Below are 24,613 nucleotides of genomic sequence, written 5' to 3'. Positions count from 1 at the left end.
GGTCACAGAGGCAGTTTGTAGGCCCTGAGCAGCTTCATCACCCCGGTATCCAGATGCTGGGGCACCGGATCGCGGCCGATCGCCCAGGCATAGATCTGGGGGTCGTCATAATTCTCCAGCAGGCTTTCGTACTGGTCCAGCTCGCGGTCGGTGAAGGTCGGCAGATGGCGCGCGGCAAAGCTGCCGAGCAGGATGTCGGTTTCCTTCATGCCGGTATAGCGGCTGCGATGCAGCAGGCGCTTGCGCCGGGTTTCGGTATCCTCTGCCATGGGGTGCCTCCGGGGTGAAGGCAGGATATAGTACGCCAAGCCACGGATTCTCAAGGTTTCCCCCGAATTTTCAGCCCTTTATGCGCCCGGAATCGCTGTTTCCCGCCTTTGCCCCGATCACCAGCCTGAAAGGCTGCGGGCCCAAGCTCGCGCCGCTGGTGGAAAAGCTGGTCGGCGGCGGCCGGGTCCTGGATCTTTGGTGGCATCTGCCCGCCGGCCTGGTCGACCGGCGCTACCGCCCGGCCGTGGCCGAAGCGGAGCCCGGCCGTATCGCCACGCTGGAAATCACCATCGACCGCCACCTGCCGCCGCGCAACGCGCGCATGCCCTACAAGATCACGGCCCGTGATGGCAGCGGGCGGATTACGCTGGTCTTCTTCAATGGCCGCGAAGACTTCCTGAAACGCAGCCTGCCCGAGGGCGAGACCCGGCTGGTCAGCGGCCTGGTCGAGTTGTTCGATGGCCAGGTGCAGATGACGCATCCCGACCGGTTCGGCACACCGGAGGAAATCGAGCAACTGGCTGCCGTGGAACCGGTCTACCCCCTGACCGCAGGCGTCGCGCCTCGGACACTGGCCAAGATCATCGACCAGGCCCTGGCAAAGGCACCACCCCTTTCAGACTGGCTCGATCCCGAATTCCAGCGCCGGCAGAACTGGCCGTCCTGGCGCGAGGCCCTTTTTGCAGCCCACCGGCCTGAGGGCCTGGTCGATCTGGAAAAAGACAGTCCGCCGCGCCAGCGCCTGGCCTATGACGAACTGCTGGCTAACCAGCTTGCCCTGCTGCTGGTGCGGCGGCGACTGAAACGCCAGTCGGGCCGGCCGCTGATAGGCGATGGGCGACTACGCCGCGCATTGGAAAAGCTGCTGCCATGGCCCCTGACCAATGCACAGAATCAGGCCAATGCCGAAATCGCCGGCGACATGGCCTCGGACAAACGCATGCTGCGCCTTTTGCAAGGGGATGTGGGCAGCGGCAAGACCATGGTGGCGCTGCACGCCATGCTGCTCTGCGTCGAGGCAGGCGCGCAGGCCGCCCTGATGGCGCCGACCGAAATTCTAGCCCGCCAGCATGCCGAAACGCTGGAGCGTTATTGCAGCCAGCTCGGCGTGACACTCGCCCTGCTCACAGGTCGCGACAAGGGGAAGGCCCGTGCTGCCCTGCTGCAGCGTCTGGCAGCCGGCGAGATCGACATCCTGGTTGGCACCCATGCACTGTTTCAGGACGATGTTGCTTTCAGGGACCTCGCCCTGGCCGTAATCGACGAGCAGCATCGCTTTGGCGTCAGCCAGCGGCTCGGGCTGGCAGCCAAGGGCCAACACGACAAGGGCGGGGTGGATGTTCTGGTAATGACCGCCACACCAATCCCGCGCACGCTGTCCCTGACCGCCTATGGTGACATGGACGTCTCCAAGCTGACCGAAAAGCCGCCAGGCCGCGCGCCGGTCGATACCCGCACGATCGCATCCGACCGCTTCCTCGACGTGGTTGGTGCCGTGAAGCGTAAGATTCAGGCCGGCGAACGGGTCTACTGGGTCTGCCCGCTGGTGGAGGAAAGCGAACAGAGCGACCTTGCGGCTGCCGCCGAACGCCACTCGGCGCTAAAGCTGGCGCTGGAGCCGGAACTGGGTGAAGGCAGCGTCGGGCTGGTGCATGGCCAGATGAGCAGTGCGGAGAAAGATGCCGCCATGGAAGCCTTTGCCAGTGGCCGCTCGAAACTGCTGGTTGCCACCACCGTGATCGAAGTGGGTGTAGATGTTCCCGAGGCTACGTTGATCGTAATCGAGCATGCCGAACGGTTTGGACTGGCGCAGTTGCACCAGCTGCGCGGACGGGTTGGCCGTGGCGGCAAACCAGGTGCCTGCCTGCTGGTCTATTCCGGCCCGCTGGGCGAAACGGCCCGCGCCAGACTGAAGATCATCCGCGAGACCGACGACGGGTTTCTGATCGCCGAGGAAGACCTGAAACTGCGCGGCGCCGGAGAAGTGCTGGGCACACGACAGAGCGGCCTGCCGGAATTCCGGCTTGCAGACCTGGCAGCCCATGGTGATCTGCTGGTCACAGCCCGCGACGATGCGAAACTGATCCTAGAACGCGACCCCAAACTGGCTACCCCACGCGGCCATGCGTTACTCGAATTGCTGTATCTCTTCGAGCGCGATGCCGCCATTCAGTACCTGCAATCTGGCTGATTCAGCCTATTCGGCTGCTGCGGCTAGATCGGCATATTCGACACGCAGACGGAAAAAACCGACCAGATCGGCCAGTTCCTGCGCCTGCCGGCTGAGGGTGCGGGATGCGGCATGGGTTTCCTCCACCAGCGCGGCATTGCGCTGGGTCATATCATCCATGCCGGCGATGGCCGTGTTGATCTGCTCCAGCCCACGGGCCTGCTCCCCGCTGGCATTCGCGATCTCGGCGACGATGACAGATACTTCGCGGATCGAATTGACGATATCGCCCAGGCTGGCGCCGGCTTCATGAGCCAGCCCCGTGCCGGCCTTCACTTCAGAATTCGATGTTGCAATCAAGGCGCGGGTGTCCTTTGCCGCATTCGCCGAACGCTGGGCCAGGGCGCGCACTTCCTGCGCCACCACGGCAAAGCCCTTGCCGGCCTCGCCGGCCCGCGCCGCTTCCACGGCGGCATTCAGCGCCAGCAGGTTGGTCTGAAAGGCGATTTCGTCGATAAGCCCCATAATATCGGAAATCCGGCGCGCGCCACCGGCAATCCGATCCATCGCCTCCACCACCTGCGTCACCACCGCGCCGCCACGTTCGGCATTGCGGCGCGCTGCGTCGGCCAGCCGGTCGGCATCGCGGGCGTTTTCGGCATTCTGCTTCACTGTGACCGTCACCTGATGCATGGCCGCTGCCGTCTCTTCAAGCGAGGCCGCCTGGTGTTCGGTGCGCTGCGCCAGATCCTCGGCGCCGCCGGTGATCTCTGCCGAGGCATCGCGGACCGCGCGGGTTGAGGCGTCGAGCCGACCGGCGAATTCACCCATCCGCAATGACAACGCATTCGCCGCCTGCTTCAGATCGGCGAACACGCCGCGATAGTCGCCCTGCATTTTGCGCCCAACCTCGCCACGGGCCAAGGCCTGCAGCACAGCAGACAACTCGCTTATCACGCCGGCCAGCGTATCTGTAAGCCGGTTAATGCTGTGACTGACCTCGCGGAAGTCGCCCTCCTTGCCGGTCAAGTCAAGGCGGCGACCCAGATCGCCGTCGGAAACCGCCTTCGACAGATCAGCGATCTCGGCGGCCATCGCGGCCTCGCGCTGGCGCTGGGCCTGCTGTTCTGCGGCATGGGCCCGTTCGCGCTGCTGCTCGGCACTGGCCATCTGCCGGCGTTCGGTCTCGTGACCACGGAAGACTTCATAGGCCCGCGCCATGGCGCCGATCTCGTCACCACGCGACGCATCAGGGCTTGCAATATCCAGATTACCTTCGGCCAATGCCTTCATGGCCGTTGTCATGCGATGAATTGGATTCAAGATACCGCGCGCCACCACGATACTGGCCAGAACAATCAGAAAAACCATGGCCAGGGTGATACCGCCGGATATCATAACAATCCGCTCCCGTGTTTCCCCGGCCTGTGCCCGTGCCGCTGCCTCAGCCGTCTCAGCATTGCGCACAAGCTCGGCCAGCAAGGGGGCAATCGCCTCGCGGATCCGGCCTGACTCGGCCGCACTCGCATTCAGGGCCTCATATGCCGCCGCATATGCCTGCGCGGCATCCATATAAGCCGCCAGCAGGGTACGGACTTCCTCCTTCACCGTATCGAAAAAGGGCGCCGTCTTCAGGATACCGAGAAACTCCGCCGATGCCTTGGCAAGGTCTGCTTCAAACTTGGTGCGGTCGCCGCTCAGGGCATATTCGACCTCGAAGCCGCGCATCTGCAGCATCGTGATGGTCAGTTGATTGGCGATATCGAAGGTCATGCCTATCGCCTTGCCACGCACCTCTTCCAGCTTGTTCTGGAAGGCATGGCCTGCCTGCAGCATGGCACCGCGCTGGCCGGAAGCATTATCGAAGCCGACGGCACGACGGTTTTCAATCATGCGCGTATTCAGCGGACCGAGCGGCGATGCCTGTTGCGCCAGCCGTTCGACCAGTGGCCCGATCTCGCTATCACGCCTGGCCTGACGTAATGCAGCAAGCTCCGCTTCGATAGCAGCCCAATCCTGTGGCAAGCTAACAGCCAACGCTGCATCGTTACCACCTATCAGGCGTTCAGCCGTCTGCTGCAATACGATGAAACGCTTGTCTAGGTTCAGTGCTGCGAGCTGGATCGCGGTGGCTGCTGCCACCCGTCGCTCCACGCCGGCTATGGCTTGCCGTTCATATAGACCCGCTGCCACTGCCACGATGATCGCCAGAATGGCACCAAGTATAATGGCGCCGATCCGCTGACCGATGGAAATACGCATGAACAAACCAGGGAGTCATTATTGTTTGTGCCAAGCCTTAGCGGTGCAGCATGACAGCCGAGTGACATCTGCAGAATTTGTCGAGATATGCACAGAAAAGGCCCGCCATTTCTGGCGGGCCTTGTTCAGTCACAATAACTATACAACGCTCAGGCGAATTCCAGGATCACCTGATCAACGGCGAGGCTGTCGCCCTTCTTGGCGTTGACCTTCTTCACCGTGCCGTCGCGTTCGGCTCGCAGCACGTTTTCCATCTTCATGGCTTCCACCACGGCCAGGGCCTGCCCGGCCTTTACCGGTTCGCCTTCCGCGACATTGATCGAAACCACCAGGCCCGGCATCGGGCAGAGCAGGAATTTCGACATGTCGGGCGGCAGCTTCTCCGGCATCAGGCGGGCCAGTTCAGCTGCCCGCGGCGTACGCACGGCGATATCCAGCTCTGCGCCGCCATGCACGATGCGGACGCCGTCGGGCCGCGCCGACACACGCGCCACCATCGTCTGACCATTCACGCTGCCGCGGAAAAATGGCTGTCCGGGCTTCCAGTCGCTACGCACCTTCAGCGCTTTGCCTTTCCCGATTTTCACATCAATCCCGCCCTCGGCATTTGCGACATGCAGCGGGTATTCCACCTTGTTCAGCACCGCAATCCATTCGGCGCCAGGCTCCCATTCCGGTAACCCAAGCTTGCCGCCCAGATGCCGGGCGCGGAATTCGTTGCGGATATGCATCAACGCCGCAACGGCGAGCATGGCATTCTGCCGACCCTCCGGCAGCACGGTGCCGCCATAACCTGCCGGCCATTCCTCGGCGATGAAATTGGTCGACAGCCGGCCCTCGCGGAAGCGCGGATGGTCCAACACGGCCGAGAGGAAATTCACGTTGTGGCCGATGCCGGCGATCCAGGTCTCGTCCAGCGCGGCCGATAGCGTGGAAATCGCCTCATCGCGATCCTTGCCGAAGCTGCACAGCTTGGAGATCATCGGATCATAGAACATGCTGATCTCGCTGCCCTCCACGACGCCGGTATCGTTGCGGATGACGTTCGACTCAGGCGCGGTGCGCCAGCGCACCAGACGGCCGGTGGAAGGCAGAAAGCCGCGCAGCGGATCTTCCGCATAGATGCGGGCCTCCACGGCCCACCCGTTGAGCTTCACGTACGACTGCACAATGCCGAGCTTCTCGCCGGCGGCGACGCGGATCATTTGCTCGACCAGGTCGATGCCGGTGATCAGCTCGGTGACCGGATGCTCCACCTGCAGGCGGGTGTTCATTTCCAGAAAGTAGAAGCTGCGGTCAGGGCCGACGATGAATTCCACCGTACCTGCGCTGTCGTAATTCACCGTCTTGGCCAGGGCGACGGCCTGTTCGCCCATTGCCTTGCGGGTCTTCTCGTCAAGGAACGGACTTGGCGCCTCCTCGATGACTTTCTGATGGCGACGCTGAATCGAGCATTCGCGTTCGCCCAGATAGATCACGTTGCCGTGCTTGTCGCCCAGCACCTGGATCTCGATATGGCGCGGCTGCTCGATGTATTTCTCGATGAAGACACGATCATCGCCGAAGGAGTTCTTGGCTTCGTTGGTGGCCGAAGAGAAACCCTGCGCGACTTCATCGGCCGAGCGCGCAATGCGCATGCCCTTGCCGCCGCCACCGGCCGAAGCCTTGATCATCACCGGAAAACCGATCTCGGTGGCGATCTTCACGGCATCGGCCGTGGTGGCGATGGCGCCCAGATAACCCGGCACCGTGGAAACGCCGGCCTGCTTGGCCAGTTTCTTGGACTCGATCTTGTCGCCCATGGCGTAGATCGCGTCGGGATTCGGGCCGATGAAGGCGATCCCGGCATCCTTCAGTGCCGCTGCGAAGGCGCGGTTCTCCGACAGGAAGCCGTAGCCAGGATGCACCGCTTGGGCACCGGTCTTCTTGCAGGCGGCGACGATCTTGTCGATGACCAGATAGCTTTCGGCTGCCGCCGAAGGACCGATATAGATCGCCTCGTCAGCCATGCGCATATGCAACGCACCATCGTCAGCATCGGAATAGACCGCCACGGTCTTGATGCCCAGCTTGCGGCAGGTCTTGATGACGCGACAGGCGATTTCGCCGCGGTTGGCGATCAGGATCTTGTCGAACAGCTTGTTTGCCATGATACGCGCCACCCTTACAGCGGAATGTTGTCGTGCTTCTTCCACGGATTCTCCAGCTTCTTGTCTCGCAGCATGGCGAGGGAGCGGGCAATCCGGTAGCGCGTGTTGTGCGGCATGATCACATCGTCAATGAAGCCGCGATGGCCTGCGACGAAGGGATTGGCGAATTTCTGGCGGTATTCTTCGGTGCGGGCCGCGATCTTGTCGGCATCGCCGATTTCGCTGCGGAAAATGATTTCCACCGCACCCTTCGGGCCCATCACCGCGATCTCGGCCGAAGGCCAGGCATAGTTCACATCGCCGCGCAGATGCTTGGACGACATAACGTCATACGCGCCGCCATAGGCCTTGCGAGTAATGACGGTGACCTTCGGCGTTGTGGCCTCGGCATAGGCGAACAGCAGCTTGGCGCCATGCTTGATGATGCCGCCGTATTCCTGCGCCGTGCCGGGCAGGAAGCCGGGCACGTCGACGAAGGTGACGATCGGAATGTCGTAGCAGTCGCAGAAGCGTACGAAGCGTGCGCCCTTGCGGCTGGAGTCGATATCCAGACAGCCGGCCAGCACCATCGGCTGGTTGGCGACAATGCCCACCGTCTGACCGCCGATGCGGGCCATGCCCGTGATGATATTCTTGGCGTAGTTCGGCTGGATCTCGAAGAAATCGCCCTCGTCGACCACCTTCTCGATCAGCTCCTTCATGTCATACGGCTTGTTCGGGTTCGGCGGCACCAGGGTGTCGAGCGACATCTCCTGGCGATTGACCGGGTCCCAGCTCTCGCGCACCGGTGGCTTTTCACGATTGTTCAGCGGCAGGAAATCGAACAGGCGGCGGGTTTGCGCCAGAGCTTCAACATCGTTCTCGTAGGCGTTGTCGGCCACCGACGACTTGGTGGTATGCGTGATGGCGCCGCCGAGCTGCTCCTGGGTCACCACTTCCTGCGTCACCGTCTTCACCACGTCGGGGCCGGTGACGAACATGTAGCTGCTGTCCTTCACCATGAAGATGAAATCGGTCATCGCCGGGCTGTAGACCGCGCCGCCGGCGCATGGTCCCATGATGACCGAAATCTGCGGTATCACGCCTGAGGCCAGCACGTTGCGCTGAAACACCTCGGCATAACCGGCTAGGCTGTCGACGCCTTCCTGGATGCGTGCACCGCCGGAATCGTTCAGGCCGATCACCGGCGCCCCCGCCTTCATCGCCATGTCCATGACCTTGCTGATCTTGCTGGCATGACTGGCCGAGAGCGATCCGCCGAACACGGTGAAGTCCTGGCTGAAGACGAAAACCGGGCGACCGTTGATGGTGCCGTAACCCGTCACCACGCCGTCGCCGGCCACCTTCTGGTCGGCCATGCCGAAATCAGTGCAGTCATGCTCGACGAACATGTCCCACTCCTCGAAGGAGCCGGGATCGAGCAGCAGTTCGAGCCGTTCGCGGGCGGTGAGCTTGCCCTTGGCATGCTGCGCCTCGATACGCTTCCTGCCGCCGCCCTCACGGGCCTGCGCGCGTTTTTCCTCAAGCTGACGGATGATGTCCTGCATGCAACTCCCCCGTTGACCGGGCCTCCCAAGAGCTATTCTTCGGGACGGAACCCGCCCGGCCAGCACATGACATGGCTGTGACAATTGCGACGGGCTGCATAGCATATCGCAGGCCGAGGCAAAATAGCCGGCGCTGCACTGCAAAAGAACTAGTTATCAGAATATCTTATCAGGGCTGATATATCAGCACAGATCAGCTTTGCCGTTGCGGAAGACGGGCATCGGTCAAATCGGCACCATCCAATAGAGCGCGGCTCATATCCGCCTCGTCCAGCCAGGCCAACCGCATCTTGGCGCCGCGCAGATCGGCACTGCGCAGCAGGCTGCGGGTCAGGTTGGCTGGGAAAGAACGTTCCGCCCCGAGCACAAGCGGGCGCATATCGGCATCGCGCAGATCAGTGCGCACCAGCAGCGCCCCGCTGAGGTTTGCGCCACGCAGGTCGGCGCCAGCCAGGTTGCAGTCGCGCAAGTCGGCATCCTGCAGTTTGGCGCCCTGAAGCAGGGCCCGTTCTAGATTGAGCCCCTGCAGTATTGCGCCCTCCAGCGCCGCCCCGGTGAGCACAATACCCGGCCGAGCACCGATCTGGCGGAGATCAAGGCGACTGAAATCGAACAGCCGCCCCTTGGCGCCGCCGGTTTCGACCCAGAGCTTGTACAGCCGGAAAGCCTCCTCGATCGGCACACCCAGTTCGGCCAACGGCCGACCGCGGGGCTTGTCATCCAGTACATTGCTGGTATCGGCCCCCGCCATTACGGCATTCTCAAGATTGACGCCGACCAGAACCGCGCCGCGCAATTGTGCATCCTTCAGGTTTGCACCCGAGAGGTCCGCGCCGGACAGATTGGCACCCTCAAGCTTTGCCGCCGCTAGGTTCGCCCTAGTGAGCAGGCAGTTCACCATGATGGCGTCCGTGAAGTCGGTACGGCCGGCCGTGACCCCCGTGAGATTGGCGCCGGTCAGATCAGCGGCGACCAAACGGGCACCTCCAAGATCTACCGCGTCGTGGTCGGGTTTGCGCAAGTGAACCCTGCCGGCATTGTCACGTTCAGCAATGACGCCATCGCGCATGTCAGCATCCAACAGTCGCGCGCCGGTCAGATCGGCGCCCCGCAGGGATGCTCCGCGCAGATCGGCCCGGTCAAGCCGGGCCCCCTGCAAGGCCGCGCCGCGAAGATCCGCACCATAAAGCACTGCATTGCTCAGGTTGGTATCAGCAAGATTGACCGACTGGAGGTTGCAGCCCGTGAAATCGGCGCCAGCGAGATCAACGCCGGCCATGGTCAGATGGGAAAGATCGCGAAACTGAAATATCGCCCGCTTACCGCCGGGCAGCCGCTGGCGGTATTTCTCATGGTCGGCGATGGTCGCCAGCAATTCGCCATAGCCTACCTTCGGCCGCTGGCGCTGCGATAGATCAGAACCTGCCACGCCGGACCCCCCCGATGGCCGACATTACCTCAGCGGATTGAGATTATATCGAATCAACGAGAAGTACGGTAGCGAAGGTTGCTGGCCATCCACAGGATCGTCGCATCCTTTAGAGGAGCAGTCAGCGGCTACTATCCAGTAAAACGAGAAATCGTTGGATTGATTGCAGATCCTCGAGCAAGCTGGTGCGGCGGATGCTCGCCTCTTCGTCTTCACCCCACCGCTCAGCCTGGAACAACTCATCGAGCAGACCGAGTCGATGGGCCGTAGCCGCATCGATGCTGCCCTCCAGCAGGGCCAGACCCAGCACTATCGAGCCAGTTGCCGCGGTAGCGGCATGCAGGGCCGTCAGCCGGAAGGGATCAAGAGCGGAACAGGCTCGCTCAAGGCGAGCGCGCAACTCGGCAGGCTGCGCCACCGCCATAATGCCGCTGGTAACATTGAGCTGGACATCATAGCGCTCGCGGAACCAGTCCAGCATGGGCTGCCATTCTTTTTCCTGCCGAGCGGCCAGTTCGGCCGGCTCCTCGGCACGGTAGGACAGCAGATCCGTATCGCCATAGCGAACGACTTCTTCCGCAGCATGCTCGGGGGTGGCCCTTACCCGGTCGATAGCCGTGGCGCATAAGCGGGTCAGCGGCATCTCTAGCGGCCTGACTTCATCGCCCTGGGCTGCCCATTCGGCCGCCACAGCCTCCGCCAGGTCTTGGTTCGGCAATACGAAATCCGACTTTGCCGGGGTCTTAAGCCGACGGCCATCCAGCAGAACGACGGCTGTGCCGTCAGGCAGCATTTGCGCCGCGGCGGTTTTATATATGCGCTTCATGAAGCCGGCTTATAGCCGGCCGTCAACGGCCCAGCAATCCGCCCAACCCCTTGCGCAAATCCTGCAGAGGATTGGCCGGCCCTTGCTGCTGCTGCTGCTGCGAGGGTTGCTTCGACGATTGCGGTACCGGTCGGCCCTCGGCCAGAGCCCCGGCCTTGGCGCAGGCCGTCTCGGCATCGTCGCCGCCAGAGCCAAGCGCCGGAGACAGCAGCGCCAGCGGACCAAGCGCGGCGATGCCGGCGGCCGTACCAATCACGCTTTTCGCCAGGGCAGCAGGATCGGGGGCAAAGCTGGGATCGAGCAGCATGCCCCGCACGCGCACGGGCGGCAGCGCGGCAGCGAGGCCGGTATCCCGCGACGATGGAATGATCCGCATGTCGAGCTGTTCGGTACCCAGATTGACCGTTCCATCGCCGGTGACGGTCAGACTGCCGGTCTCGGCCAGCAGGGCTTTGGGCGTTACCACACCTGACTTGATATCGAGGCCGGCGACCACACAATGCAGCTTGGTCTTGGCTGTGGCTCGACCGAGAATACTGACCGCATCGGCCAAACGGGGCAGCGTTGCACGGACATACTCCTCCTTGAGTTCGCCCTCGCCCACGTTCAGTACCAGCCTGCCATTCAGTGCGGCCATAAGCTGGCGCAGACTGGCGCCTTGTCCGCTCACATCCAGTGCCAGATCTGTTGCACCGCCGCGTCGCACCACATCGGTGATATCAGCCTTCTGCAGGTATTCACTGAGGATTATGCCCTTGCCATTCAACTTGACGGCCAGGGTCTTCGCCCTGCCATTCAGTGCGATATCGCCATTCAGGCTGCCGCCGGCAAGCTGCTGGATCATCGGTTTGATCTGTAAAACGCCATCCTTGAGCGCGAGGTCGAGCGTCAGGCCCTGCACGTCCAGGCCTGGCGCCCTGAACTGTTCGGCTTTGTAGGCCAGCACCGCATCCACCGCGTTCAGGCCATCCAGTGGCAGCGGATCGTTGCTGAAAAGCCGCCCATCAGATTTGGCATCCGGTTGGGATGCTGGCGCCGGTGTGCCACCACTGCCAGTTGTCGCAGGTTTGGCCCCGGCATCCTTGAGAATCAGCTTGGTTGCATCGAAGCTCTTCGAGGCGAGGTCGAATTTCAAGGCGGGCCGTGCACCGGCCAGATTGATCTCGCCACTACCCGCCAGGTCGCTATCGCCCAGCTTGGCGGCAATCCCGGAAAGGCTGTACCGCTTGGGCCCCGGGTCCTTCAGATCGGCCTGCAGGTTGGCCGGTACGGCTGGGGCCGCAGCACCGAACTTTGCCGACAGAGCCGCGAGATCGGGAATATCGGCCACGATTTTTAGCGCCAATCCCTTGGCTTGCATCGGCTGCGCGATGCTGCCTTCCACACTGGCCTTGGCCCCCGGCACCGTGACCACCATCTTGATTGGCCATGGTCGGGTCTGGGCAATCAGATCGTCCAGGCTGCCCAGCGTGCCCTCTGCCTTGATCTCGTTGCCATCGACCACAGCGGCCAGCCGCGTCGCCAGCAAGCCGTCTGATGCCTGCTTCACCGACAGTTCGCTGAGGTTCACGTCATTGCTGGCCCCGCTCTGAGCATCGCGGTAAGCCAGCTTCACATTCTTCAGTGAAACATCCGATATTACGGGTAAACCACTGATTCCACGATCTTTAGAATCACTTTTTGATTGTGCCGACGTGGCGGCGGGCGCTCCGGTCTTGGCAGGCTGAAACTCCCAGTTCGCCTGACCCTGGCGGTTCTTTTCCAGCAATAGATCGACATCGGCGAGAACCAGACGGTCGATCTTGATCTGCCGTCCGATCAGGGCGAACAGGTCGATCTGGGCCGTGAACTCACTGATTGTGGCCATCTGCGGTCGACTGCCCCAGTCGGCATTCGCGAAACTGACTTGCTTTACCCCCACGCCCAGCGGCCAGAGGCTCAGCTTCATGTCCTGCGCAATCTCGAGCTTTCGACCGGTGGCACCTTCTACCGCAGCCACGATCTGCGGCTTGAAACGGTTCACATCAATGGTCAGTACAGCGATGACCGCCGCGGCAACCAGTAAGACCAGAATACCCAGTCCCCATTTCAACGCGCGCATATGGTACCTCCCATTAATTCATTAACCAGGTCAGGAAGTTCCCCAAAGCTTTTGATTATATGAGGCGCACCAGCGTCCCTAAGTGCCTCTTCGTCGTGGTAGCCCCAAGCCACCCCGATCGCCGGAACCCCGGCATTTAGAGCCATCTCTATGTCATACGTGGTATCGCCGACCACGACGGTCGAGGTTGGCACGGCACCGGTTTCCGCCATGGCGCGCAGAACCATATCCGGCGCAGGTTTGCCGACAGGAACCACATCATTGGTCTGTAAGGTGACGAAACGACCGACGAGGCCATGGGTTGCCAAGGTAAAATCGAGCCCACGGCGGGCTTTTCCGGTGGCAATACCAAGCAGGAACCCATCCGCCTCCAGACGGTCCAGAGTTTCGGCCAGACCCGGAAACAGCGGCTCGCAATGATCCGGGACCATTCGCTGCGCGATGGCCGCCTGTTTGTACGCCTCAACCACGGACCCAACAGAAGGCCAGCCGGCCGGCAAAAGGCTCTCAATCGCCGTCGCCAGAGGCAGACCCACAGTGCGGCGAATGCGATCCGCTTCCGGCAAAGCCAAGCCATTGGCACCAAAGGCCGCATGCATGGCGGCCACGATATGATGCTGGCTATCGACCAGCGTGCCATCACAGTCAAATATTACCAGGCGGGGCGGTATGAAATCGGCAGTCATTGCATTTTCCATTGCCCCAAAATCGCATGCCTAGACGGTTCCCTCAACTGCACAACTAGCCCGAAAATATGGCAAAAAAAGCCCCCGTCGATTGGCGGGGGCTCTGGTTCAGGCAACGGATTTCAGTTTACGGCTTTCTTGGCGTCCTTACTCTTATCTCCGGCCTTTTTCTCGGCCTTCTTGGCATCGGCTTTCTTTTCGGCGGCCTTTTTCTCGGCTTTCTTGGCGTCGGCCTTCTTCTCTTCGGTTTTCTTTTCTGCCTTCTTGGCATCCGCCCGGGCCTGACCGGCCTGCCCCTGAGCAGCAGGGGTGGCCGGGGTTGCGGAGGTTACCCCGGGGGTGGCCGGTGTGGCAGGTTGTGCCGGGGTCTGGGCAAAAGCGCCTGCGGCACCCAGCGACAGCGCGCCGGCAAAAACGGCCACATTGGCAAGGGATTTGAGACGGAACATGGGTTGCCTCCTTTGGGCAATGGTGCCCGGCCTGCATCCGCGACAGTTCAGCTTCTGGGCCGGGCACTCTGAGGCTGGAAGCTGATCATGGCAGCACGGGGATGCATTCAAGGTATTGTTGTGGCAAAAAACGGTCATGGCAAAGCACAAAGCACCCCCCTCTCTCCCCCGCCGCTACCCCCAGCTCACCCAGCTTGGCCAGGCGGCCGACCAACCCGACAGTCCAGACGCAGCAAAACTGGAGACCGTGCCCAACCCGCAGCCCGGCACGCTGTATCTGATCCGTTTCGTACAGCCCGAATTCACCAGCCTGTGCCCAATGACCGGCCAGCCGGACTTCGCCCATCTGGTGATCGACTATGTCCCGAACCGCAGCATCGTTGAATCCAAATCTCTGAAGCTGTTCCTCAACAGCTTCCGCAATCACGGCGCTTTCCATGAAGACTGCACGGTGAGCATCGCCAAGCGCCTCGTGCAGGTCATGAAGCCGCGCTGGCTGCGCATCGGAGGTTACTGGTACCCCCGGGGTGGTATGCCGATCGACGTATTTTATCAGACCGGCCAACCGCCAGCAGGCCTGTGGCTGCCGGATCAAGGGGTACCGTCCTATCGCGGCCGCGGGTAAGGACGTGTGGCGCCGGGCCACGGTGATGGTGATCCTGCTGGCTGGTCTGACGGCCTGCAGCGGAATGGAAAGCAGCGTCCGCGATCTCAACCGCAGCCTCTATCGCAGCTGGGCCGGCAGCGACAACCGCCTTGGTCGCAATACCTCCGCCGAGGAAGCATCTGCCGTGGCAACCGGCGTACCCTGCTTCAACAGCGATACGGGGCTGGTCTATACCAGTCAGACTGGCCGCTGTGCGCCGGGCTATGCGGCCATAGGCATGGAGCAGGCCGAACGTCAGTTCACCACGACGCGTGCACCGGTTGCAGGCCGTGGTGCCCCGGAAATCGCGCCGCTCCCCACGCGCAAAGCCGCACCAGCCAGAGCCGGGAGCATACCGCAGGATAATACGCCGCCATCCGGCCCCAGCCCTTATTCCGGCTCAGGCTATGCCAGTAATCCCGCACGCGTAGGCGATGGGGTCTATGCGCTATGCCACAATGACAGCACGGGTAATGTCTTCGAGGCCCAGACCTGCCCCGCTGGCAGCCGCTGGATCAACTCCGAGGAAGCCGAATTGCTGCAGCGTTCGCAGCTTGCCGAGGCCTCATGGTGCTTCTTCCAATCGCGAAGCCTGCTCTATCGCAGCCGAGCCTGCCGGCCTGGCGACCAGAAGCTTACCCTCGCCGAGGCCAACAAGCTGTGGGAAACGCTGCCTCCAGACCGGCGAACGAAGCAACGCCCCTCAGAAACCGGCGGAGGCATCCAGCCGCTGCCGCCTGCCAGCGCCGCGCCGCGAAGCGGCGTGAACGTTACGCCGCTGCCCGCCCGCTAATGGCCGCCGCATCCGGGACCACCAGGGCAAAACGGTCGTTGAGTGCCGCCAGGGTGATACGGTGCATTTCGGCGGCCGGAACGGTGCCGTTGCCCGTTGGATCGGGAAGGTCGCGATCGGCGCAAGCCGCCCCCACGACGACAGCACGATAGCCGTGATCCAGTGCGCTGCGCGCCGTGGCGCTGATGCACATATGGGTCTGGAAACCGGCAATGATCAGTTCGTTGCGCCCCAGTTGCTTGAGGACGGCATCCAGATCGGTTTTGGCAAAGCTGTTGGGCAGTCCCTTGGTGACCATACGCTCGCCATCCAATGGGCGCACCGAAGAAATGAAATCAACCTTCGGCCCCTCGGGATTGAACAGGGCACCGCCAGGGCGGCCGTGATGGCGGACATGCACCACCGGGGCGCCATTGGCCCGGGCCGTCGCCAGCAGCCGGCCGATTTCTGCAACCGCGGCATCCATGCCGGTTAGCGGCAGGCCGCCATCGGCCAGATATTCGTTCTGATGGTCGACCAGCAGCAGGATCGATTTCTCCCACTGGACCGGCTGGCCTGCGGCGCCTGCCATTTCCAGAAGCGTCTTAGGTCGGGTCATGAGCACGGATCCTTTTCGTTTGCTGGTCCGCTTCCGATTTAACGACTGTCAGCCTGTGTGCGAATTCAGTAAGATTGCCCTATGATTGTTCAAAATCGCACAGATGAAATCGACTGGAACGACCTGCGCTATGCCCTGGCCCTTGCGCGACAGGGCAGCCTATCTGCTGCCGCGCGGCTGCTGAAAGTGAACCATGCCACTGTCGCGCGACGCATTGCGGCCCTGGAAGCCGGCCTGGGCATTGTGCTGTTCGAGCGCCGGGCAAGAGGCTATCGCCCCACGGCACAGGCCATCCCGGTTCTGCAAGCCGCAGAGCAGGTCGAGGCTCCTCTGCTGCGCCTGGGCCGCCTGGCCGATGCAGGGCGGGGACAGCGCATAGAAGGCAATGTACGGATCACCTGTACCGAGGGGATAGCCAGCCATTGCATAGCGCCCCAGCTGGTATTGTTGCGCCAGCGCTGGCCTGGTCTGCGGATCGAGATTGTCGTCGAACACCGCTCGCTTAGCCTGGCCCGACGCGAGGCCGACATCGCGATCCGCTGGGCGCGGCCGCAAAGCGGGGAATTGTTCGCCAGCCGGCTGGGTGATGTGCCATACCGGCTCTATCGCAATCCCTATGCCGCGGAACCAACGGCTGTCGCCGCCTTCGATGAAAGCTTGGCCGATCTGCCGGAAACGCAGTGGCTGGCAAAGCAGAAGACCCTGCAGCCGGTGATCCGCAGTAATAGCATGTTGCCCCTGCTAGCGGCGGCCCGGGCCGGAGCCTGTGCCGTGCTGCTGCCGGAATTCATCGGCCAACAATTCACCGATCTTGCCGCAGAACCTGGCCGGCCGCCGGTAAGCCGCGAATTATGGCTGGTGCTGCATCGCGATTTGCGAAAAACTCCGCGGGTGCGTGCCGTGGCAGATTTTCTGGGGACCGCAATCCGGCCGCTGCTGCACAAGACGGCCTAGCGCAGTCCGTCCTTCTGAAGGGAACGCCGGAAACGGCGCAAGCCCCACCAGACCAGGCCTGCAACGACCGGAATGGCGACGCCAATGGCGATTTCCTTATCCACAGGCAGGCCCATGGCATGCAACGCCTGCGCCCCATAGCCGACCAAGCCGACGAAATAGTAGGTGATGGCGGCAACCGACAGCCCCTCGACGGTTTCCTGCAGGCGCAGTTGCATATGCGAGCGCCGGTTCATCGCATCGAGCAGTTCGACATTCTGCCGCTCCAGCGCAACGTCGACACGGGTGCGCAGCAGGTTGGCCATGCGGGTGGCGCGGCGCGACAGGCCCTCGATGCGCTCGGCCATGGTGATGCAGGTGCGCATGGCCGGCGACAGGCGACGTTCCATGAATTCGCCGATGGTCGGCAGCCCTTCGATGCGCCCCTCGCGTAACTCGGCGATGCGGCGTTCGACCAGCGCATGATAGGCCCGCGCGGCACCGAAGCGATATGGCGTCTCTACCGCCAGAGTCTCAACCTCGGCCGCAAGCACGGCAATCTCGCGCAGCAGCGTTTGCTCGCTTTCATGCGCCACGTCGACCATACGGCTCGCCAAGGCGGCCAGGCCGTGCTCGAGCTGGGTTATGCGAGGCGCGACTTGCTGGGCCAGCGGCAAAGCCAGCAGAGCCATCATGCGATAAGTCTCGATTTCGAGCAGACGCATCACGGCCCGACCCCGCTGGGCGTCACTCAGGCCACGGTCATGCACCAGGAACCGCACGGTATCGTCGACACCAAGGAAAAAATCGGTCCAGACCGTGGCATGGTTGCTGGCGATATGGCTAGCCACCAGGGTCGGACCATCGAACAGGCGTTGCAGCAGCGCTTCGTCCGGTTCGGGTTCCTGGGGTGCCAGAATGGTCACATCGGCACTGACCATGAGTTTGCCGGGCAGCGTATCCAGCCAGCCAGGCGGCAACGGCAGTGCCATGGAACGCTGATCCAGCGCGGCACCGGACTGGCGCCGCAGATAAAGGGTGTAAGTCGAGAACTCGGTCCGTTTTTCCCAGATCAGATGCGCATCGGCACTGAGCGGAATTGCCACGTGCTTCGCGCCGCGAGGCGGTTCGTCCTGCCCGGCATACCGACAGAGCGCGACCAGCTGCTCATGCTCGGCAGATGCCTCACCTGCATCCAGCAGCAGACCAAGATGCAGCACGCGTGCCGGTGCGGCCAATGGCAAAGGCGGCCGTGCATGCACCTCGCCAGCCAGAACCGGCCGAAGGGGATGAGCCCGGTCGCGCAGGCCCTCGGGCAGCAATGGCCCTATTCCAGCCATTCATCCGCCTCTTTGTCGATCTCAAGGCCCAGGAAATCCCAGGTTGCCTGCATGTGAGGCGGCAAAGGTGCACGCACCTGCAGAAAACCGCCATCGGGATGTGGCAGGCGAATGGCACGCGCATGCAGATGAAGCTTGCGGCTGACGCCGCCTGTCAGATAGGCCTCGGCACCGCCATATTTGCCATCTCCAACAATAGGGGTTCCCATGGCTGCCGCATGCACGCGCAATTGGTGCGTCCGGCCGGTGAGCGGAGCCATCGCCAGCCACGCTGCGCGGCGGCCGGCCGTATCAACGGTGCGGTAGAGCGTGACCGCATTCTTGCCATCGTCTTCGTCAGCCACCATGCGCTCGCCAGCTGCACCCGGCAGCTTAGATAGCGCTAGCTGAATTTTGCCCTGGCGATGCTCGGGTACTCCCATCACAAGAGCCCAGTAGAGCTTGTGCGCCTCGCGGGTCTTCAGCGCGTTGGCCAGTTTCGCGGCGGCCGCAGGGGTTCGGGCCAGCATCAGCACGCCCGAGGTATCCTTATCAAGACGATGCACCAGTCGTGGCCGTTCGACAGCGCCGAATTTCAGGTAGCCCAGAAGGCCGTCCAGATGCTCGCTCTGCCCCGTGCCCCCTTGCGTAGCCAGACCAGGAGGTTTGTTGATGACCAGCACCGAATCATCCTTGTGAAGGATGGCGGCTTCCAGTTCGGCGATGCGTTCCGAGCTGGCCTTCGCAGGCCTGGGTTCACGAGGCTTGTCGTCATCCTTCGGCGGTTCACCCAGCGGGGGAATCCGGATCGCCTGCCCGGCTTCCAGCCGCGTGGATGCCTTGGCGCGGCCGCCATCGACGCGCACCTGCCCCGTGCGCAACAGCTTTTCCAGCTTGGCATGGCCAAGCCAGGGATAATGACGCTTGAACCAGCGGTCGAGACGGAGATCGGCCTCGCCATCGGTGACGGTACGGGTGGAAACCTGGGACATCCTGCCACTCAGAGAAATTGAATACCTTGAAACAAAAAGAACTCAGCGCCAGACGCGGCGCACGCGGTCAAGCTCTTTGGGCTCCTCAGGCGCCGCTTCGACTGGCTGTGCGGCACGCTCGCGGGCTTTCTGAGCCTGACGCTCGATCCATTCCTGCCGCATCTGCTCATGGCCTTCCAGCGACTGCACTTCCAACTCGCAATCCTGCGCCACCTGATAAATGATCTGGCGGTTGATATTCTGGAACTGCGCCAGTTTGCGGTAGAAGCAGTCCTCGCGGCTCGGGATATTGCCTGGTGTGTAGAATGGCTTCTCGCGTCCGGGGCCGGTTACATAAGCGTACAGACCTGCCGCGATCAGAAGGGCAAGTGCCAAACCGCCAAAGATGCTGAAGCGCTGCAGCACCGAGATATGCTCCGTTATGTTAACGTGTCGGGATATTATTACTTTTGTATTATATAGTACTTAATCGCACCGGTCAGCCGTTGCGTGTTGATCTGCGTCCGTAAAGTTTTGATTTTCAGTCATTTTTCCTGATTCTGACGACGAGCCCGCAGCTTCTGCCAGTAATCCAGACGTTTTAGGACCTCGCGTTCAAAACCGCGTTCCGCCGGGCGATAGAAAGTCTGGCGCTCCATATCTGCCGGAAAATAGTTCTGGCCGGAAAATCCATCCTCGGCATCGTGGTCATAAGCATAGCCGCTGCTGTAACCGAGTTCCTTCATCATCTTGGTTGGCGCATTCAGGATATGCATCGGCGGCATCAGTGAGCCATGCTCGCGCGCGGCACGCTTAGCGCGGCTTTCTGCCTTGTAGGCGGCATTCGATTTCGGAGCTGTGGCAAGATAGATTACCGCCTGGGCCAGTCCCAGTTCGCCCTCTGGCGAACCGAGAAAATCATACATCTGCTTGGCGACCAGAGCCTGCAACAGGGCCTGTGGATCGGCCATTCCAACATCCTCGGCGGCAAAGCGGACAAGCCGCCGGCAGATGTAGAGCGGATCCTCCCCGCCAACCAGCATGCGCGCCATCCAGTAGAGGGCAGCATCAACATCCGATCCGCGCATGGATTTGTGCAGGGCAGAAATCAGGTTGTAGTGTTCGTCCTGGGTCTTGTCGTATAGTGGAGCACGCTTCTGCAGCGTTTCAGCAAGACGCTCCGAATCAAGCGGGGCCACATCGGCCGGGAGCGTAAAAATCTGTTCCGCCATATTGAGCAAATAACGACCATCGCCATCAGCCATGGCTCGCAGGGCGGCACGCGCTTCACCGGTCAGCGGCAGCGTCCTCAGTTCGATAGCCTCAGCGCGCTGCAGCAGGGCCTCCAAAGCCGCATCGTCCAGCCGGTGCAACACCACCACGGAAGCGCGCGACAGCAGCGCCGAGTTCAAGGCAAAACTCGGATTCTCGGTCGTAGCACCGACCAGAACCACTGTGCCGTCCTCGACATAAGGCAGGAAACCATCCTGCTGCGCACGATTGAAGCGATGGATTTCGTCGACAAATAGCAGAGTGGCATGGCCAAGGACGCGGCGCTTGCGTGCTTCGTCGAACGCCTTGCGCAGATCGGCAACTCCGGAAAACACAGCCGAGAGCGGAACGAAGACCAATCCGGTGGCATCAGCCAGCAGGCGGGCTATTGACGTCTTGCCTGTACCCGGAGGCCCCCACAGAATCAGGCTGGCAAGCTTTTTAGCCTGCACCATGCGAGCCAAAGGCCCCTCGCCTTTCAACAGATGATCCTGGCCAATGATCTCGTCGAGACTTTTCGGCCGCAGCCGGTCAGCCAGCGGGCCGGCCGGCACCGTTTCCAGGCCAGCGGCCGCAAAAAGATTATCGCCGTTGGCACTCATGCCCGCACGCTGAATGAGAGGAGTTGCCTGCCACGCTTGAGCACCACGGTCCACTGATCGGTGTCACGCAACAGGCTTTGCAAGCCGCGTACATCCGCTACGTCGCGGTTGTTGATCTTGACCACCACATCACCAGGCCGTACCCGCAGCCGGTAAGCGGTGGAACCCTGAGCCACATTCATGACGATGACGCCCTGCTCCAGGGTATCAAAGCCGAGTTCGACGGCCAGCGCCGGCGAGAGGTTGGCAACCGTGGCGCCGGCCAGGGGCTGGCTGCCCGAAAGCAAGGTGATGTCCCTTGGCGGTGTTTCCGGCGCTTCGGCCATATTCATTTGCAAAGTCACGCGTTGGCCGCGACGCAGCACTTCTAGTGTGGCGGTTTCGCCCAGCTTGCGCGTGGAGATCCGGAACTTCAGGGCCTGCGGATCGCTTACGGGCCGGTTGTCGACAGCCAGCACTACATCGCCGGCACGCAATCCGGCTCGGTCGGCAGGGCCACCGCGATATACCTCGCCAATCAGCACACCATCTGGTCGCGCCATGCCGAGGCCCGCAGCAATATCCGATGTCACCGGCTCGCCACTGGCACCCAGCCAGGGCCGCTTGATCCCCTTCCCCGCCAGCGCACTCGATACGGTGGAGGCAACCAGATTGGCGGGGATCGCAAAACCGATGCCGATCGAACCGCCCGAACGCGAATAGATCGCGGTATTTACGCCAGCCAGCTTGCCATCCATGGTCACCAGCGCGCCACCGGAATTGCCCGGATTGATTGCGGCATCGGTCTGAATGAAGGACTGCGCATCGGCATCGCCAATGCCTGTGCGACCCAGGGCCGATACAATGCCCTGCGTCACGGTCTGTCCGACACCGAATGGATTGCCGATCGCAACCACCAGATCGCCGACCTGCAGTTCGTCGGAATCCCTGAACTCAAGAAAGGGCAGGTTTTCGCCGCGCGTGTCGATCCGCAGAACGGCCAGGTCGACGCGGGGATCGGCTGCGATCACCCGGGCCTCGAATTCCCGCCGGTCGGCCAGGGCGACCACGATTTCGGTGGCACCCTCGATCACATGATTGTTGGTGACGATTACGCCATCCGCCTCGACGATCACCCCAGAACCCAGCGACTGGGCAATGCGCTCGCGCGGCTCGCCGAACGGCATCTGGTTGCCGAAGAAATGACGAAAAAAAGGATCGTCGAATAACGGGGGCCGCTGCACCCGTTCCACCCGACGGGTATAGACATTGACCACGGCTGGCGCCGCCCGCTGCACCAGGGGGGCGAAGCTGAGCTGTACCTCGCTGCGGCTGGCCGGCAGGCGTTGCTGCCCCAAGGCCACAGTCGCGGCCATGCCCGGCAGCAATAAGGCCACAAGTCCGGCCAGGATCAGGATGAGGCGGCTGGGTAAAGGCTGTCGGGACATGCTTTTTAATAAGGATGTTTCCGAAAGGTTTTCAATGGGCGGCGACGCTTTAAGGCCCCATTCACCATCCGACTGGATTAATGGCAGCATGATGAGTGGATCAGCCGGACTTTCCGAGCTTAACCAGCCGCTTCTGCTGCAACTATACGCTTACTGGGATGGCAGACGGGTCAAAAGGCGTTTTCCGATGCGGGAGGATATTGACCCGCTGGACCTGAAATTCATCCTCGGGAGCCTGATCCTGATCGATATTGAACCTGCCCCGCTGCGCTTCAGATACCGCCTGTTCGGCAGCGAGATCGCCCGTCGGCAGGGGTTTGACATGACCGGGAAATACAACGACCAGCATCCCTGGCCAGAATTCGCCGCCCGTGTACGCGACGTCTATAAGGGCGTGATGGAAAATGGTGAACCGGCCCTGATCCGCCGGCGCGGCCTGATCGGCGACCAGCCGATGGATCATCAGTCCCTGATCCTGCCGCTAGGACGGGACAATGTGGAGATGATCCTGGTCGGCGTGATCTTCTCCCCTGCACATACCGGCGACCTGGCCGGCAACACCGATTAAAACCTAGCCAAAAAGAAAAACGGCGGCCCGGAAACCGGCCCGCCGTTTTTAATTTGCTTTAGCTGCGGCCGATCAGGCGGCTGCATCTTCCGCGGTTTCGGCTTTCGGGCCGGAGTCAAGGCCCTTGGCAGCCGGATCGCGGTCAACCAGTTCGACCACTGCAAGCGGTGCGGCATCGCCATAGCGGAAGCCGGCCTTCAGTACGCGGCTGTAGCCACCGCTGCGGCTGGCATAGCGCTGGTTCAGCGTCGAGAACAGCTTATCCACCGCTGCCTTTTCCGGGAGGAAAGACAGGGCCTGACGGCGGGCATGCAGATCGCCGCGCTTGCCGAGCGTGATCAGCTTATCGATCAGCGGCTTCAGCTCCTTGGCCTTCGGCAGCGTGGTGGTGATCTGCTCGTGCTTGATCAGCGACGCGGCCATATTGCCGAACATGGCACGACGGTGTGCGCTGGTCTTGTTGAGCTTGCGGCCGGCATTGCGGTGACGCATGACTACTCTCCTCGATCTTCTTTAGGCGGACAGGATCAATACTGATCCTGCAGCTTCTTCGCCAGTTCCTCGATATTCTCCGGCGGCCAGTTGGGAACATGCATACCAAGATGCAGACCCATCTGAGCCAGAACTTCCTTGATCTCGTTGAGCGACTTGCGGCCGAAATTCGGCGTGCGCAGCATCTCCGCCTCGGTCTTCTGGATCAGATCACCGATATAGACGATGTTGTCGTTCTTGAGGCAATTGGCCGAACGCACCGACAGCTCCAGCTCGTCGACGCGGCGTAGCAGGTTCGGGTTGAATTCCGGTTCCGCAGAGGTCTTCTCGCGGGTCTCGGCCTTCGGCTCTTCGAAGTTGATGAAGAGCTGCAGCTGGTCCTGCAGGATGCGGGCCGCATAGGCCACGGCATCCTCCGGCTTGATAGCGCCGTTGGTCTCGATCTGCATGGTCAGCTTGTCGTAGTCGAGGATCTGACCTTCGCGGGTGTTCTCGACCTTGTAGGAAACCTTGCGGACCGGGCTGTAAAGCGCATCGACCGGGATCAGGCCGATCGGGGCGTCTTCCGGACGATTGGCGGATGCCGGAACGTAACCCTTGCCGGTTTCGACCGTAAGTTCCATGCGGATGGTGGCGCCGGCATCCAGCGTGCACAGCACGTGGCTCGGGTCCATCACCTCGATATCGTGGCCGGTCTCAATCATCTTCGCGGTGACTTCGCACGGACCCTGGGCATTGAGATGCATGCGCTTCGGGCCTTCGCCGTGCATCTTCAGCGCCATCGATTTGATGTTCAGGACGATGTCGGTGACATCCTCGCGCACACCGGGAATCGATGAGAATTCATGCAGCACGCCGTCGATCTTGATCGACGTGACGGCAGCACCCTGCAGGGACGACAGCAGCACGCGACGCAGCGCGTTGCCGAGCGTCAGGCCGAAACCGCGCTCCAGCGGCTCAGCGACGATCGTGGCGGTACGGCCAGGCACTGCGCCAGGTTCGATCACCAGTTTGTTCGGCTTAATCAGATCGGTCCAATTCTTCTGGATCACCTGTAACCTCGTTCGGTTGCGGCGGGTGCGGCACTCCGCCTAGACCACCT

General features: G+C 61.9%; 22 protein-coding genes. 5 read left to right on the top strand and 17 right to left on the bottom strand.

Annotated features, from left to right (window positions below):
- Window positions 1-2: 2 nt before the first annotated feature.
- Window positions 3-269, bottom strand: a complete 267-nt coding sequence (locus ACK4FK_RS09325; protein WP_409744307.1) for a succinate dehydrogenase assembly factor 2 — start codon at window positions 267-269, stop codon at window positions 3-5.
- A gap of 80 nt (window positions 270-349) precedes the next feature.
- Between ACK4FK_RS09325 and recG the strand changes: the two genes are divergently transcribed.
- Window positions 350-2,461: an ATP-dependent DNA helicase RecG gene (recG, locus tag ACK4FK_RS09320; RefSeq protein ID WP_409744304.1), complete on the top strand. Its 2,112-nt coding sequence runs from the start codon at window positions 350-352 to the stop codon at window positions 2,459-2,461.
- 6 nt (window positions 2,462-2,467) lie between these two features.
- On the opposite strand, the gene ACK4FK_RS09315 is transcribed toward recG, so the two are convergent.
- From ACK4FK_RS09315 to ACK4FK_RS09280, 8 genes are all read right to left on the bottom strand, one after another.
- The gene (locus ACK4FK_RS09315; RefSeq protein ID WP_409744301.1) at window positions 2,468-4,702 is read right to left on the bottom strand and encodes a methyl-accepting chemotaxis protein; all 2,235 of its coding nucleotides are present in this window, start codon (window positions 4,700-4,702) and stop codon (window positions 2,468-2,470) included.
- A gap of 149 nt (window positions 4,703-4,851) precedes the next feature.
- On the bottom strand, window positions 4,852-6,852 hold the full coding sequence (locus ACK4FK_RS09310; RefSeq protein WP_409744298.1) for an acetyl-CoA carboxylase biotin carboxylase subunit: 2,001 nt from the start codon (window positions 6,850-6,852) through the stop codon (window positions 4,852-4,854).
- A gap of 14 nt (window positions 6,853-6,866) precedes the next feature.
- Window positions 6,867-8,399 (bottom strand): acyl-CoA carboxylase subunit beta, encoded by a 1,533-nt coding sequence (locus ACK4FK_RS09305; protein ID WP_409744296.1) that lies wholly within the window; start codon window positions 8,397-8,399, stop codon window positions 6,867-6,869.
- Window positions 8,400-8,592: 193 nt separating this feature from the next.
- Window positions 8,593-9,828 (bottom strand): pentapeptide repeat-containing protein, encoded by a 1,236-nt coding sequence (locus tag ACK4FK_RS09300; protein ID WP_409744293.1) that lies wholly within the window; start codon window positions 9,826-9,828, stop codon window positions 8,593-8,595.
- 121 nt (window positions 9,829-9,949) lie between these two features.
- Window positions 9,950-10,654, bottom strand: a complete 705-nt coding sequence (locus tag ACK4FK_RS09295) for an ATP12 family chaperone protein (RefSeq protein ID WP_409744290.1) — start codon at window positions 10,652-10,654, stop codon at window positions 9,950-9,952.
- 22 nt (window positions 10,655-10,676) lie between these two features.
- A complete protein-coding gene (locus ACK4FK_RS09290; RefSeq protein WP_409744287.1) occupies window positions 10,677-12,755 on the bottom strand; it encodes an AsmA family protein in 2,079 nt (692 codons plus the stop codon).
- Window positions 12,743-13,441, bottom strand: a complete 699-nt coding sequence (locus tag ACK4FK_RS09285) for an HAD-IA family hydrolase (RefSeq protein WP_409744284.1) — start codon at window positions 13,439-13,441, stop codon at window positions 12,743-12,745. Before ACK4FK_RS09285 ends, ACK4FK_RS09290 begins: the two co-directional genes overlap by 13 nt.
- Before the next feature lie 122 nt (window positions 13,442-13,563).
- Window positions 13,564-13,890, bottom strand: a complete 327-nt coding sequence (locus tag ACK4FK_RS09280; protein WP_409744282.1) for a hypothetical protein — start codon at window positions 13,888-13,890, stop codon at window positions 13,564-13,566.
- A 136-nt stretch (window positions 13,891-14,026) separates the two neighbouring features.
- Here ACK4FK_RS09280 and queF point away from each other — a divergent pair, with 136 nt between their 5' ends.
- Window positions 14,027-14,515, top strand: a complete 489-nt coding sequence (gene queF / locus ACK4FK_RS09275; protein ID WP_409744280.1) for a preQ(1) synthase — start codon at window positions 14,027-14,029, stop codon at window positions 14,513-14,515.
- 25 nt (window positions 14,516-14,540) lie between these two features.
- Complete coding sequence (locus ACK4FK_RS09270) at window positions 14,541-15,329, top strand: hypothetical protein (RefSeq protein ID WP_409744277.1); 789 nt, start codon at window positions 14,541-14,543, stop codon at window positions 15,327-15,329.
- On the opposite strand, the gene ACK4FK_RS09265 is transcribed toward ACK4FK_RS09270, so the two are convergent.
- Window positions 15,307-15,927 (bottom strand): cysteine hydrolase family protein, encoded by a 621-nt coding sequence (locus ACK4FK_RS09265; RefSeq protein WP_409744275.1) that lies wholly within the window; start codon window positions 15,925-15,927, stop codon window positions 15,307-15,309. The two genes, ACK4FK_RS09270 and ACK4FK_RS09265, sit on opposite strands and share 23 nt — an antisense overlap.
- 81 nt (window positions 15,928-16,008) lie before the next feature.
- On the opposite strand from ACK4FK_RS09265, the gene ACK4FK_RS09260 reads away from it, so the two are divergent.
- Window positions 16,009-16,881, top strand: coding sequence for a LysR family transcriptional regulator (locus ACK4FK_RS09260; RefSeq protein ID WP_409744272.1), 873 nt, complete (start codon window positions 16,009-16,011; stop codon window positions 16,879-16,881).
- Here the strand turns inward: ACK4FK_RS09260 and ACK4FK_RS09255 are convergent.
- The 5 genes from ACK4FK_RS09255 to ACK4FK_RS09235 all read right to left on the bottom strand — a co-directional run bounded on the left by ACK4FK_RS09255 (window position 16,878) and on the right by ACK4FK_RS09235 (window position 22,379).
- Window positions 16,878-18,200, bottom strand: coding sequence for a DUF3422 family protein (locus ACK4FK_RS09255; protein WP_409744269.1), 1,323 nt, complete (start codon window positions 18,198-18,200; stop codon window positions 16,878-16,880). The two genes, ACK4FK_RS09260 and ACK4FK_RS09255, sit on opposite strands and share 4 nt — an antisense overlap.
- Window positions 18,188-19,171, bottom strand: coding sequence for an RluA family pseudouridine synthase (locus tag ACK4FK_RS09250; protein WP_409744267.1), 984 nt, complete (start codon window positions 19,169-19,171; stop codon window positions 18,188-18,190). The genes ACK4FK_RS09255 and ACK4FK_RS09250 overlap by 13 nt, the downstream gene beginning before the upstream one ends.
- 42 nt (window positions 19,172-19,213) lie before the next feature.
- Window positions 19,214-19,576, bottom strand: coding sequence for a hypothetical protein (locus ACK4FK_RS09245; protein WP_409744264.1), 363 nt, complete (start codon window positions 19,574-19,576; stop codon window positions 19,214-19,216).
- A gap of 119 nt (window positions 19,577-19,695) precedes the next feature.
- Window positions 19,696-21,024, bottom strand: a complete 1,329-nt coding sequence (locus ACK4FK_RS09240) for a replication-associated recombination protein A (RefSeq protein ID WP_409744261.1) — start codon at window positions 21,022-21,024, stop codon at window positions 19,696-19,698.
- On the bottom strand, window positions 21,021-22,379 hold the full coding sequence (locus tag ACK4FK_RS09235) for a DegQ family serine endoprotease (protein ID WP_409744259.1): 1,359 nt from the start codon (window positions 22,377-22,379) through the stop codon (window positions 21,021-21,023). The genes ACK4FK_RS09240 and ACK4FK_RS09235 overlap by 4 nt, the downstream gene beginning before the upstream one ends.
- A 70-nt stretch (window positions 22,380-22,449) precedes the next feature.
- On the opposite strand from ACK4FK_RS09235, the gene ACK4FK_RS09230 reads away from it, so the two are divergent.
- A complete protein-coding gene (locus tag ACK4FK_RS09230; protein WP_409744257.1) occupies window positions 22,450-23,019 on the top strand; it encodes a PAS domain-containing protein in 570 nt (189 codons plus the stop codon).
- A gap of 72 nt (window positions 23,020-23,091) precedes the next feature.
- On the opposite strand, the gene rplQ is transcribed toward ACK4FK_RS09230, so the two are convergent.
- Window positions 23,092-23,511 carry a 50S ribosomal protein L17 gene (gene rplQ / locus ACK4FK_RS09225; RefSeq protein WP_409744254.1) on the bottom strand — a complete coding sequence of 140 codons (420 nt, stop codon included), beginning with the start codon at window positions 23,509-23,511 and terminating at the stop codon, window positions 23,092-23,094.
- 35 nt (window positions 23,512-23,546) lie between these two features.
- Window positions 23,547-24,563 carry a DNA-directed RNA polymerase subunit alpha gene (locus ACK4FK_RS09220; RefSeq protein WP_300296595.1) on the bottom strand — a complete coding sequence of 339 codons (1,017 nt, stop codon included), beginning with the start codon at window positions 24,561-24,563 and terminating at the stop codon, window positions 23,547-23,549.
- Between the last annotated feature and the right edge of the window lie 50 nt (window positions 24,564-24,613).

The organism is Ferrovibrio sp. (assembly GCF_046297895.1).
Taxonomy (GTDB): Bacteria; Pseudomonadota; Alphaproteobacteria; order Ferrovibrionales; family Ferrovibrionaceae; genus Ferrovibrio.
The sequence above is the reverse complement of the archived record's forward strand: the minus strand, read 5'-3'. Positions and strand labels throughout refer to the sequence as shown.

Excerpts from the sequence above, each read along its gene's own strand:
- ACK4FK_RS09325 (WP_409744307.1), bottom strand. The coding sequence starts at position 269 with ATGGCAGAGGATACCGAAACCCGGCGCAAGCGCCTGCTGCATCGCAGC.
- recG (WP_409744304.1), top strand. The coding sequence starts at position 350 with ATGCGCCCGGAATCGCTGTTTCCCGCCTTTGCCCCGATCACCAGCCTG.
- ACK4FK_RS09315 (WP_409744301.1), bottom strand. The coding sequence starts at position 4,702 with ATGCGTATTTCCATCGGTCAGCGGATCGGCGCCATTATACTTGGTGCC.
- ACK4FK_RS09310 (WP_409744298.1), bottom strand. The coding sequence starts at position 6,852 with ATGGCAAACAAGCTGTTCGACAAGATCCTGATCGCCAACCGCGGCGAA.
- ACK4FK_RS09305 (WP_409744296.1), bottom strand. The coding sequence starts at position 8,399 with ATGCAGGACATCATCCGTCAGCTTGAGGAAAAACGCGCGCAGGCCCGT.
- ACK4FK_RS09295 (WP_409744290.1), bottom strand. The coding sequence starts at position 10,654 with ATGAAGCGCATATATAAAACCGCCGCGGCGCAAATGCTGCCTGACGGC.
- ACK4FK_RS09290 (WP_409744287.1), bottom strand. The coding sequence starts at position 12,755 with ATGCGCGCGTTGAAATGGGGACTGGGTATTCTGGTCTTACTGGTTGCC.
- ACK4FK_RS09285 (WP_409744284.1), bottom strand. The coding sequence starts at position 13,441 with ATGACTGCCGATTTCATACCGCCCCGCCTGGTAATATTTGACTGTGAT.
- ACK4FK_RS09280 (WP_409744282.1), bottom strand. The coding sequence starts at position 13,890 with ATGTTCCGTCTCAAATCCCTTGCCAATGTGGCCGTTTTTGCCGGCGCG.
- queF (WP_409744280.1), top strand. The coding sequence starts at position 14,027 with ATGGCAAAGCACAAAGCACCCCCCTCTCTCCCCCGCCGCTACCCCCAG.
- ACK4FK_RS09270 (WP_409744277.1), top strand. The coding sequence starts at position 14,541 with ATGGTGATCCTGCTGGCTGGTCTGACGGCCTGCAGCGGAATGGAAAGC.
- ACK4FK_RS09265 (WP_409744275.1), bottom strand. The coding sequence starts at position 15,927 with ATGACCCGACCTAAGACGCTTCTGGAAATGGCAGGCGCCGCAGGCCAG.
- ACK4FK_RS09260 (WP_409744272.1), top strand. The coding sequence starts at position 16,009 with ATGATTGTTCAAAATCGCACAGATGAAATCGACTGGAACGACCTGCGC.
- ACK4FK_RS09255 (WP_409744269.1), bottom strand. The coding sequence starts at position 18,200 with ATGGCTGGAATAGGGCCATTGCTGCCCGAGGGCCTGCGCGACCGGGCT.
- ACK4FK_RS09250 (WP_409744267.1), bottom strand. The coding sequence starts at position 19,171 with ATGTCCCAGGTTTCCACCCGTACCGTCACCGATGGCGAGGCCGATCTC.
- ACK4FK_RS09240 (WP_409744261.1), bottom strand. The coding sequence starts at position 21,024 with ATGAGTGCCAACGGCGATAATCTTTTTGCGGCCGCTGGCCTGGAAACG.
- ACK4FK_RS09235 (WP_409744259.1), bottom strand. The coding sequence starts at position 22,379 with ATGGCCGCGACTGTGGCCTTGGGGCAGCAACGCCTGCCGGCCAGCCGC.
- ACK4FK_RS09230 (WP_409744257.1), top strand. The coding sequence starts at position 22,450 with ATGCTTTTTAATAAGGATGTTTCCGAAAGGTTTTCAATGGGCGGCGAC.
- rplQ (WP_409744254.1), bottom strand. The coding sequence starts at position 23,511 with ATGCGTCACCGCAATGCCGGCCGCAAGCTCAACAAGACCAGCGCACAC.